The 10,551-nt window shown below is 48.8% G+C and carries 8 protein-coding genes and 1 pseudogene; 7 read left to right on the top strand and 2 right to left on the bottom strand.

What is annotated here, in order from left to right; translation table 11 throughout:
- Positions 1 to 135: 135 nt before the first annotated feature.
- From FJU08_RS22210 to FJU08_RS22180, 7 genes are all read left to right on the top strand, one after another.
- A complete protein-coding gene (locus FJU08_RS22210) occupies positions 136 to 1,086 on the top strand; it encodes a glycoside hydrolase family protein (protein ID WP_141151227.1) in 951 nt (316 codons plus the stop codon).
- Positions 1,083 to 1,505, top strand: a complete 423-nt coding sequence (locus FJU08_RS22205) for a hypothetical protein (RefSeq protein WP_235890950.1) — start codon at positions 1,083 to 1,085, stop codon at positions 1,503 to 1,505. Before FJU08_RS22210 ends, FJU08_RS22205 begins: the two co-directional genes overlap by 4 nt.
- A gap of 12 nt (positions 1,506 to 1,517) precedes the next feature.
- A complete protein-coding gene (locus FJU08_RS22200) occupies positions 1,518 to 1,841 on the top strand; it encodes an aminoacyltransferase (protein ID WP_141151226.1) in 324 nt (107 codons plus the stop codon).
- A 285-nt stretch (positions 1,842 to 2,126) separates the two neighbouring features.
- Entirely contained in the window at positions 2,127 to 5,579 is a 3,453-nt protein-coding gene (locus FJU08_RS22195; RefSeq protein WP_141151225.1) for a hypothetical protein, read from the top strand.
- A complete protein-coding gene (locus tag FJU08_RS22190; protein ID WP_141151224.1) occupies positions 5,572 to 6,048 on the top strand; it encodes a response regulator in 477 nt (158 codons plus the stop codon). The genes FJU08_RS22195 and FJU08_RS22190 overlap by 8 nt, the downstream gene beginning before the upstream one ends.
- Positions 6,049 to 6,050: 2 nt before the next feature.
- Positions 6,051 to 7,265, top strand: a complete 1,215-nt coding sequence (locus FJU08_RS22185) for a phosphorylase family protein (protein WP_141151223.1) — start codon at positions 6,051 to 6,053, stop codon at positions 7,263 to 7,265.
- A 200-nt stretch (positions 7,266 to 7,465) separates the two neighbouring features.
- Positions 7,466 to 8,665, top strand: coding sequence for a hypothetical protein (locus FJU08_RS22180; RefSeq protein ID WP_141151222.1), 1,200 nt, complete (start codon positions 7,466 to 7,468; stop codon positions 8,663 to 8,665).
- A 614-nt stretch (positions 8,666 to 9,279) separates the two neighbouring features.
- On the opposite strand, the gene FJU08_RS22175 is transcribed toward FJU08_RS22180, so the two are convergent.
- Together FJU08_RS22175 and FJU08_RS22170 are read right to left on the bottom strand one after the other, a co-directional pair.
- The gene (locus tag FJU08_RS22175) at positions 9,280 to 9,672 is read right to left on the bottom strand and encodes a hypothetical protein (protein ID WP_141151221.1); all 393 of its coding nucleotides are present in this window, start codon (positions 9,670 to 9,672) and stop codon (positions 9,280 to 9,282) included.
- A gap of 241 nt (positions 9,673 to 9,913) precedes the next feature.
- A pseudogene (locus FJU08_RS22170) lies at positions 9,914 to 10,380 on the bottom strand (integrase core domain-containing protein); the annotation flags it as partial.
- Between the last annotated feature and the right edge of the window lie 171 nt (positions 10,381 to 10,551).

Genomic DNA, 10,551 nt, shown 5'->3' with positions numbered 1-10,551 from the left:
GCTTCGCCTGAGGCGAGAACATGCGTTCTTATCTCTGATCTGGCGCATGTAAACGTGACCAATCCGGCAACGGAACACGAACAGACCATGCAAGTCTTTTCCTGACCATTTTACACTTCCTTGAGGACCATCAAAATGACTGTGACCACGGTTTCCAGCCGGGGTGCTGCCTTTGTGCGCCTGCATGAAGGCTGCCCGACAACCGCCTATCTCGATCCCGTCGGCGTGCCGACCATCGGGCCGGGCTTCACCATGGCATCGCCTTATTGCAAGGCCGAGCTTGAAAAGATCGGGATCACCAGGCTTGTTCCCGGCAAGACAAAGATTGCAACGGAAGACGGCGACCGGATCCTGCAGGTCGTTCTGAACAACGGCTATGGCAGGGAAGTCGTCGCCAATTCGCCCGACAGCCGCACCCAAGCCCAGATGGATGCCGCGACCTCGGCCGCTTATAACCTCGGCGGCCGTGTCGTCTCCAAATGGCAGTTCGGCAAGCTCTGGCGGGCGGGCAAGCTGAAAGAAGCCGCTGACTATCTCGGCAGCCACTACAACACCGCTGGCGGCAGGAAGCTCCCCGGTCTGGTGCGGCGCCGGAAAGAAGAGGCGCTGCTGTTCGAAAAGGGCATTTACACCGGTGTCGACACGGTGGCACCGGCGCCGGAAGGCGTGCCCCGTCAGGCAACGGCAAAGCCCGCCGTGACCGGCGACCCGGTGGTCAAGGAAGCGCAGGAGCTTCTGACGGCTCGGGGCTTTGATCCGGGTGCCATTGATGGCTGGTTCGGGCAGAAGACCAAGGCTGCCGTGCTCGCCTATCAGATGGCACACCCGCATCTCGTCAATGACGGCATTATCGGCCCGGCAACACTCGCCCAGCTGCGCCGTGATGCAAAAGCCTTGAAAGATGCAGCCGCCAAGTCCGGGGCCTCTGCCGCCGCTGCCAGTGCCGCCGCCTGGACGGCAGGCCTGCCATGGGGCTGGATTGCCGCCGGTGTTGCCGCTGCGGCCATCCTCTGGTTTGCCTGGAAATACCGCGACATCCTCGCCCGCCGCATCAACACCGTCACCGGCCATGAGGTGGCGATATGATTGCAGCACTCCTCTCGTTTCTGGTGAAGATCGGCGCTGGCGGGATCCTCGACAAGGCGGTGGCGTTGCTGGAAAGCCGCGCCGCTGCTGCGACCGACCAGAAGAAGATCGAAGCCGATCTGACGGCCGAATATCTGAAACAGGTCATCGAAGAGACCCGAACGCTTGCCGATCTCAATGCGAAAAAACTCGCGGTCCCGTGGTTCTGGATCTTCGCCGCGCTCTTCCTGGTGCCGCTTGCCATCTGGTGGGCGGCAATCTGCCTCTACAACATGCTGTGGTGTCCCGACTGCGTCTATGCGCAGACCTGGACGATCGCCGCTTTCCCGGCCCCGCTCGATCAGTGGGCCGGCAATATGATCCAGTGGGTCTTCTATATCGGCTCCGGCGTTGCCGGGCTGCGGGCAATCCTGAAATAGCGGGGCATCAACATGACGGTCGATCTGGCGCGGCAGCTGGGCGAAGTGCAGGGCAAGCTCGATGCCCTGATCCAAAAGGTGGATGAAAACAGCGCCAGCCATTCGGATATCCACCACCGGCTCAATACGGTCGAACACCAGAACGAGCGCTTGCTGGAGCAGAACCGGGCGTTATCCGAGCGCCTGGGCGAGACCGAGGAGTTCGTCGCCGAGTATCAGAAGATCAAACAGATCGGCCGCGGCTACATCCTCGGCGCCGCCATGGCCGGAACCGGATTCGGTGTGTGGTTGTCAGACGGGCTTATGCAGATGTTGCGGGCGTTGAAGGGAGGGTGAGTGGGGGGAGGGTGGCAGCTTTGCGTCCCCCGTGCCGGCTATTCACCCCGGTATTATAGGCGACAAAAAAACGGACCGGCGGCTAGCCTGACCACGCCGTAGTATCTTCCCGTTCCTGAAAACGCTAGTGGTCTCAAGCATATACGGTCCATCGACCATTCTCAGCGAGCATCGAAAGGCGCTTCGCCTTATCGGTTGCTGCGCTCCTTCTCGATCTCTGCTTGCTTCAATGCACGTTCAGGTGTTTTTCTACCGGAAGCCATTGATTCTTGTGGGAAGTGAACAGTGCAACTGAATACAGATGCAGATTTTGGGCAGATATTTATACAACAACAGCATCGGTTTCGCGGAATCGTCGCCGATTTCAAGTCTAGGCGATTTGTCGAAAAACGCAGTGTTCCGCCAAGCCGTCGCTTCCGAACGGCACTAAACGAACTTTACTTAGAGGTGCGCTCAGAGCTGGCGCCGAGCCAGTACTCTGACTTCTTGAACTGGTCCCAAGAAATGCTGAGTACCCAGCTACCGGAGCTCGCTCAAATACCAACGCGATACGATAACCTAACAGGGATTTTTCCACGAACGCCCGTCATCGAGTTTCAAAATGAACTACGTTGGATTGCTGCGCGAATTCGCAGCGAACGCGATAAAGTAAGCAAATTTCTGGCCGTGAAAGACTTTGTAAGTCGTGCGGTTATGGAAGGAAAATATATCGACGCACTCACTGCGTTGGAGGCGCTATTTGAAGCTTATGGAGCAACTTTGTGGTCGGTTCAATTGCGGTTGGCGCTTGAGCAGCAGGTCGGCGGTCTGGAGCAGCAAAAAAGGTATTCTGCACAGGTGCGATCCGTTTACAAGAATGGTCTACTTGGTTTCACCACTTATCATACAAGCGTTCGCAATGAGGACCGCACAACAATTAATAAATTTATGGAGGACATAGAGCGCCGAATTTCCAATCATTCCTACTACGATGACGCTACTCGAAACTACATGCGCTATCGATTAAAGCAAGAATTTCCTAAATCTACTTCGCAACTCAGCGATATTCTGCGCATAGAGCAGAGCCATGGTATCATCGATATTTATGAGACGTTCATCGCCGTCCTGCAAAATGTCGTCAGAGGGGAAACTTCACCGCTACACAATGTGGTTCTAGAGTGTCTAGATGTCTGTGACTTGCCCGATTATAGACTGGAAAAAATTCGACTGGTTTTAGATCCGGAAAAGCCTCCGGAACTTCCATTTAGACAGACCCAGCTTTCGGATGCACTTTTTTCTGGCCACACTAAAGAAGCATTAAAGCTTTATTGCGGTAATTCGTCGTGCGATCCATGGCACATAATATACTCAGGGTTTGTAAGAGCTTCGTCAAATCGATCACCGAGAGGTCCCCTGAGCCCTCGCTTGCTAGATAGATGGATCGCTGCAGCGATGGCTTCCCAAGGTGAAGACGGAGACTTTGCGGCCCAGGCCGCAAAGCTTTGCCTCAATTTTCATGGGTTATCAGTTGCGGCTGGGGTCGGCGAATTCCTATCCCAAGCGCGACGAGAAAATCCCGATAGCGTGTGGCGCCCTTGGCTAATTGGTCTCCACAGCAAAGAATATGGGATAGAGGACACCGTAGGGTCTACATTGAACGTTCACGTCGCCTTTCCAGCGACACCGACTGCAAACGCATGGACTCTCGCTCTGTCGGGCGATGCCCCAGAGAGCGAAAAGACACCAATATCCACTTTCGCCAAGGCGACTTTTCACCTTTCACGTGCGAACTCTGAAGAAGCATGTCGATTATTGAGTTCCGCAGAACCCCCAAGATCGCTGCGCGCGATTTGGAAAATGAATCTACTTCACTCTTTGCATACATTTGGGGACCGCCCCCAAAAGATAGCATTGATTGCGTCGGAAGGTGCGAGCAACGCATCATATTTCAATATGTTTCCCGTCATTGCGAGCCTCTCTGATTGTGTCTGGGAAGACTATAAAGCGGTTGTCTCACCCTTAGCTGCTCCGATTGCGTTGCATCTTTTATGGACGCGAACCGATAGTAGCCAAACCGCATCACAGCTGCGGTTCGCCACGGGCTTAGCGCTGAGAAAGCTTGGAGTAACGCGACCGAGCGCGCTCTATGACAATAACGTAGAAATAGGACTAAAGGAGCTGATCTACTTTTTACGTCACGTCTGCGTACCAGAAATTCTGGATGTAACCCGCCTTTTCGCAAGCTCCCGTGAGGTTCTCGAAGAACGCAGAAATATTTATCTGGCTTTGAGCGAACTGCAAGCCGATCTCGCTCACGAATTTACGAGTGAAGCAGTCCTCATCTCGCATAATCTCGCGTTGGATGAAGGACGCTGGATCGTGGACAGGACTAGAATCCACGTTGAAGACGTTGCATTCGTACGATGGGCATCCAGAGAACTGCAAGAAGATTTCGAGCGATATCGCGACCTTGAGCCCGTCAATGTCGATTCTCCACAAACATTTGCAGATGTTCTTCGCGAGCTGGACGACACTGCGACTGCCCGCCGCTCATTTTCTCCGGACAACGAGGCAGATGCCGTCCTAATGAGTGTAGTCCGTCGGGCTGGCGACGAGTTTTTGACTAATGCAACCTTTGGGCTTGATTTTTACCTCGCAAAGAACGTGAGGCATCATTCGTTCATTGGATTGATACGAGGTCCGCTAGAAGCCAGTGAACTGATTACCACTCGAGAAACAGAGACAAGTGCGTATCATCCAAATCGTATATGGGTCGATAAATTCAAAACACTTTCTGCGCCGGAGCGTTTGATCATTGAAGAGGCACTGCGCAACTTCTCCGCAAGTTTCGATGATGTTTTGCTAGAAGCGAAAGAAAAATACTTTCACGTCAGAACAGCTGAGCATCCACTGGGAATGTTATTCATCCCTTACAGTGATGCGTTTTACTCGGTCGCCCGCGTTTGGTTAACCCTAGAGCTCGACATAAATACCTTTTTTCGTTTCCTTATAAATGTATTTTGGATTTCGCTTGAGCCGTCACTTCATGGTGTAAGAGATCTTATCTCACTTACTGTTAAGGGCGCGCTTGTTAACGAGTTCGACAAACTCCGCTCAGCGGTCCGTGAAGTTGCAGAAGCTGACCCAGCATTCCTCGAATTTGACTCAGAAGTCGGCAAGCGTTCAGCTGAGGTTCAGGGCAAATTAGACGAAGCTTCCCAGTGGTTTGTCCATACCGGAGCTTTGGCGAGCCAGCATCTTTTCACACTGGAACAAATCTTGGAGGTTAGCCTTGAAGCAACTCTTCCAACCCAGAGAAGCTATACGCCTCGCATCTCCAAGTCGACCGAAGGGGAACTATCTCTCGACGCGACAAATCTCGTTTTTGTTCACGATGTCCTTTTCGTCGGATTAGGAAATGCGAAAAAGCACTCCGGGCTTAAGTCACCGCGAATCGATATAGCCGCGAGATGGAATGACACATTGAATACTCTTTCTATTGAAATAGTTAGCGATTGTAAGGCTAGCGCTAGGGTCGAAAAGGAAAAACGAGCTAATGAAATAAAGCAATTGATCGCAACTGGAGCATATTCACGCCACACCCGAAATGACGATGGTAGTGGGTTCGCGAAGCTAGCCGCGATTGTCGCCCAGTCAGATCGGGGAAAGATCGAATTCGGATTTAAATCGGACGGTCGGTTTCGACTTGAGGTGACCTATGCAGTCGTGCTGCAATCCAGAGAGCGTCCTGATGAGTGAACGGTCGAAAATCCTATTGGTGGAAGACGAAGCCCCCAAGCGAGAACATATCGAGCGCCTACTACGGGACTTGCGATGTAGCGTTGAGATTGTCACAGCAAGATCAGTTAATTCGGCTTTAGACGCATTAGAAAGCGCAGAGCCTGACCTGATGCTACTAGATATGTCGCTGCCAACTTTTGATGCTGGTGATCGCGAGAATGGTGGACGACCTCAAGGGTTTGGCGGAGCAGAGATTTTGAGGTTTATGCAGATGGCGGGAATCTCCTGTCCGGTTGTCATTTTAACCGGATATGAAGGCTTCGCTCGAGAAGGCGGCACGACCGTTGACCTCGATCAGTTGAGACAAGAGTGGGTGCATGAATTCGAAGGGACTTTGAGTTCAGTTCTTCACTACAACTCTACGTATGACGAATGGAAAATCACTCTAACTGCCACTCTTAACAAACTCGGCCTATTGGATTGCTAGACATGCGTATTTTAATTGTTGACGACCAACCTAGACGGTATGACCGATTCATCAATGAATTGCAGAATCTTGAGATAGACCGCGGTTTTATCGATATTGTCTCTTCTTGTGCTGATGCCCGTGATCGATTTAAACGAAATGAATACGATCTGCTTATCCTCGATATTATGGTCCCTTTAAATCCAGAAGATGAAGTCAATTCTCAGAATGCAATAGACCTTCTTTTTGAAATTAGAGAAGGTGAAATCACGTCTAAGGTTCCACATATACTTGGCGTCACTGCTGACAGAAGCGCCGCGGCTTCTGCGCTGACACAATTTGAGGATTGGTGTTGGACCGTCCTAGACTATTCTCGATCAACTGATGACTGGATGCGGCGAGCACTGAATTGCGTAGTTTTCGTCAAAAGAAAATCTTCAGATCAAACGAGCGCTTCCGCTAGTGCCGACATTGCTATCGTATGCGCTCTAGAGAATCCAGAGCTTTCGGAAGTGCTAAAACTACCTTGGAACTGGAAACTTCCTCGTCCTTTGACCGACACGATTTTCGTTCACGATGGATCGCTTGAGGTCGATGATCGGATCTATTCTGTGGTCGCGACATCCTCGCAGAGAATGGGCATGGTGGCGACAGCACTTACCACCAACACGCTCATCGAGCATCTGCAGCCAAAAATTGTTGCTATGACAGGAATCTGCGCTGGAGTTCGAGGAAGAGTGAATTTGGGAGACGTCCTCTTCGCTGACCCGGCGTGGGACTTTCAAAGCGGTAAGTGGGATGGCGAGCCTGGACGCTTTCTACAAAGGCCTCACCATATTCCTGCACCTACGAAAGTGCGGTCGCATATACAACAATTGCGCGCAGACAGAGCGGCGCTCGAAGCCATATGGACGGGCTTTCAAGGAACAAAGCCTGCCGTAAGCAGGGTCTTGCTTGGCCCCCTTGCTTCTGGTTCTGCGGTCCTCGCAGACGGAGTGACAATAGCTGACGTGCGAAATCAACACCAAGAACTTATTGGAATTGAGATGGAGATTTATGGGCTCTACGCTGCAGCATACAGCGCTTCGCACCCCCAACCGGCATACATAGCGCTTAAGGGGGTATGTGATTTTGCGGACCAGGACAAAGAGGATGGATATCAGGAATACGCCGCCTATGCGAGCGCGCAGGTTCTTCGTATCTTGTTGGAGCGATATGCTGACCGTTTGACAGCCTGATTCAGAAGCGTGTCGTAAATTCGATGTGAAGTGGCTCGGCCCTGGGCATCGGAGCACTGACCTACGTCACTGACTACAAGCAGTTGCTGTCGATCCGGAAACTGTGGCGGCTGAATTCACAAATTGAAAGTTTCTCAATTCGCAGATATTGCATACACGCTCAAGGCGAGTACGATGTGCTAATAGCACGGAGTTTTGTCATGGCATTTTCGCATAAAGAAGCGTCATCTTTTAAAAATTACCAGCGTTTTTTCCAGAAAACTTACCCTCGTTACTATCGAGAGTTGGCAGACTATCTGTGGTATGCAGATGCGATTTTCGGGGCGGAATTATCAGATTTTTTGAAGCTAGATGTTGTTTTGAAAGAAAAATATTGGAGTTCCAAGGAACAATCTCACATTTCTTGTAATGTGATTGAGCACATTAGGAAAGCCCAAGAAGGTGAGGTGAAATTAAGGTTAAATTCAGTTTCAGATGATGAATTAATTTGGCGCTCCGAAAATAAAGATCTTGAAAGTATTGTAAAGCATAGGTATGGCGAATCTATGTTGGCAAACGAAATAAATCAAACGGTATCAATTGTAGGATTGAATGAAACTTCAGTAGAATTGATGCGGTCAAACTATATTGATCAACTAGGAAGTAACATATTATGTGATGAGAAGATTGGAGGTATCGGTGACAGCCTCCGTATTAAGGATAGATTCGAAGACGGATTCAGTTCATTTGAGAAGAGTGTGCTGTCTAATACAATCGGAGTTGCTTCCATGATTGTAGATAAGGACGGTGTTCCTCTGTTGCGTTGGAGAGGCAAGCGTGATGACAATAGAACGCTTGCTGTTATGCAGGCAGGCTGGCACTGCGCGGCATCAGGTGTTCTTACCTGGCAAGATTTTATTACACCAAAGTTTGGAGCCGGAGACCGATCGGAAGGTAATGAAAGCCTGTCACTGGAGCGAGTAGTTGCCGGAATGGAACGAGAGAGCCAGCTGGAGGCTGGGTTATCTCGAAATTGTAGTGAGCGGCTGCGTTTCAAAATCAAACTTGTTGGATTTGCTAGAGAGATGATGCGTGCGGGGAAGCCTCAGTTTTTCTTTGTGTATTTTTTCCCTGATCTGACGGCAAGTGAGCTGGTTGAGGTCATTTTCTCGCTAGATAAAGAGGAAGATGAATATGGAACTGCACGTCACAGGAGTCTGATTGCGTCGTTGTTGTATCGCCAGTCGGAGAGAAGGTCTGACTATTATATTATGAGTGATATATCGATTTTCGACAGCACTGTGTCTGACTTGAAGGGTAAATATATAAACTTTAAAGGAGATGACTTCTTGACATTTGAAGCTTACGCTTCATTGTATTACGCAATATCTGGATTCAGAAAGGGATATTTGTATGAGTAAAATTGTATTATATTTTTTTTCTAATTTATCGTCTATTTTTGTTAAATATATTTTGATAAAATGGTATTTATATTTTCCATTTTTATTGATTTCTCTTTTTTCTAGCTCGATTTATAATAAAGATATTATATATTATAATTCTTTTCTGGCGGTTTTATTGATTTCTTTTTTTGTATATCTTTGTTTGATTCAGTATTTTTCTATATTTTTTTATTCTGGCGTTGTGAGTATCCGAAAGTATTCTTATTTTCAACGGAAGAGATTTAATAAAATATCGTATGGCGTGCTCTCTACACTTTTGTTTGTGGTAGTTTGTCAGCACACCCTTGGTTTAGTGGCTGAGTTCCTTGACAAGGTTGATATTGTGTCTTTTACGTCAAACGCTTCCTTTAACTCTTATACGGCTATGTCGATTAACCTTGGAGACTCGGGGACACGGATTGTTCCCACGAGGCCCTCTTGGGCTTTCGTCGTCAGCGTATTGTATAGCATTAAGTTCTTCATTTATTCTCTGCCTATTCCGCTGCTCATATATGTAATGAACTCCGATACTCTTTCAAATGATCCAGATGAAGAGGCAAATGACAGAAAAGGCTGGAACTAATATATTTGCACTAATTCCAATTTACTGGAAAAAATCCAGAATCTGCATCAGTAATATTCTCTATGCATTTTTCATATAGTTTGTCATATCTGATGAAATCAGAAAAACTTTTAATAACTATGTCGCTGTAAATGGTCATGTCGCCATCATCGTCTATTTGTATGTCTATATTATTTAGATTTTGCATTGTTAGGTAATCTTCGGCTTTTTGAATATTTTTCTCTAATGTATATCCCTTAAATAAAATTGTGTTAAAAATAGTGAATTTATCTAAAAATGAAATAGAAATACTGTATTTTATCATTTTGTTGGAGGTAATTAAGTATATAATCGAGTGTGGCATTGGTTTCAATGTAACTGAACTCTTGTGTTCTTGTAGGTAAGTTGTGATCTCGTTTATCATGTCGATTTTTCCCTCCTTTTGCGAGTGATCTCATATTCTAAATTATTTGAACAAATGACACTTGAGGTCAATCAAAGATTGTCTTTTTGTCGGAGTTTTGCATACCCGTTTCAGCGCTATTTTTTGATGTTTGGATTTTTATGCAGGTCGAACCTGTTGGCTTGAATCGCTTCTTTTCCTGCGTATCTCTTCGTCAGGCCTTCGTGTGGTGGGCCTGATATGACCTGCCACTGAACTTTCATCCGGTTGCGGCGATGGTCCCGGCATAGACTGCTGGGGTTTGGTGTCCGAGCGACGAGTGTGGCCGGAAATTGTTATAGTCGTCGACCCATTCGGCAATGGCGCTGCGAGCGTGATCGAGGCTGAAGAACAGACTTTCGTTGAGCAATTCGTTTCCCGTCCGGCCATTGAAGGACTCAACATAGCCATTCTGCATAAGCTTTCCCGGCGCGATATAGAGCCACTCGACCTTGTGGTCCTTCGTCCAGACGAGGATCGCATTCGAGGTGAATTTCGTGCCGTTCTCGGAAACAATCATGCAGGGCCTGCCGCGTCGTTCGATGAGCGCTGTCAGTTCTCGGACAATGCGACGTCCCGAGATTGATGTGGCGGGGATTGCCACCAGACATTCATGCGTCACATCATCCACAACGTGAGCACCCGAAATAGCCGTCCGCAGGTGAACTGGTTGTGGACGAAATCCAGAGACTGACCGGCTATTGAGAGGACAGATTCCAGTTTACAATGGCCTCAAATTCTCTTTTGTTTTCAATGGCGTCAGTTTACCCAAAGCACCCCACAAAACCGCGCAATCTGGGGCTTCGGCTTGTGTCTTCTAAGCCGACGGTCGCAGGTTCGAATCCTGCAGGGGTCGCCATT

Origin of the sequence: Martelella alba, from assembly GCF_006516955.1 — a bacterium.
Classification (GTDB): Bacteria; Pseudomonadota; Alphaproteobacteria; order Rhizobiales; family Rhizobiaceae; genus Martelella; species Martelella alba.
The sequence above is the reverse complement of the archived record's forward strand: the minus strand, read 5'-3'. Positions and strand labels throughout refer to the sequence as shown.

What these genes read in the sequence shown, in the direction of transcription:
- FJU08_RS22210 (WP_141151227.1), top strand. Translation starts at nt 136, where the DNA reads ATGACTGTGACCACGGTTTCCAGCCGGGGTGCTGCCTTTGTGCGCCTG.
- FJU08_RS22200 (WP_141151226.1), top strand. Translation starts at nt 1,518, where the DNA reads ATGACGGTCGATCTGGCGCGGCAGCTGGGCGAAGTGCAGGGCAAGCTC.
- FJU08_RS22175 (WP_141151221.1), bottom strand. Translation starts at nt 9,672, where the DNA reads ATGATAAACGAGATCACAACTTACCTACAAGAACACAAGAGTTCAGTT.
- FJU08_RS22190 (WP_141151224.1), top strand. Translation starts at nt 5,572, where the DNA reads ATGAGTGAACGGTCGAAAATCCTATTGGTGGAAGACGAAGCCCCCAAG.
- FJU08_RS22205 (WP_235890950.1), top strand. Translation starts at nt 1,083, where the DNA reads ATGATTGCAGCACTCCTCTCGTTTCTGGTGAAGATCGGCGCTGGCGGG.
- FJU08_RS22180 (WP_141151222.1), top strand. Translation starts at nt 7,466, where the DNA reads ATGGCATTTTCGCATAAAGAAGCGTCATCTTTTAAAAATTACCAGCGT.
- FJU08_RS22185 (WP_141151223.1), top strand. Translation starts at nt 6,051, where the DNA reads ATGCGTATTTTAATTGTTGACGACCAACCTAGACGGTATGACCGATTC.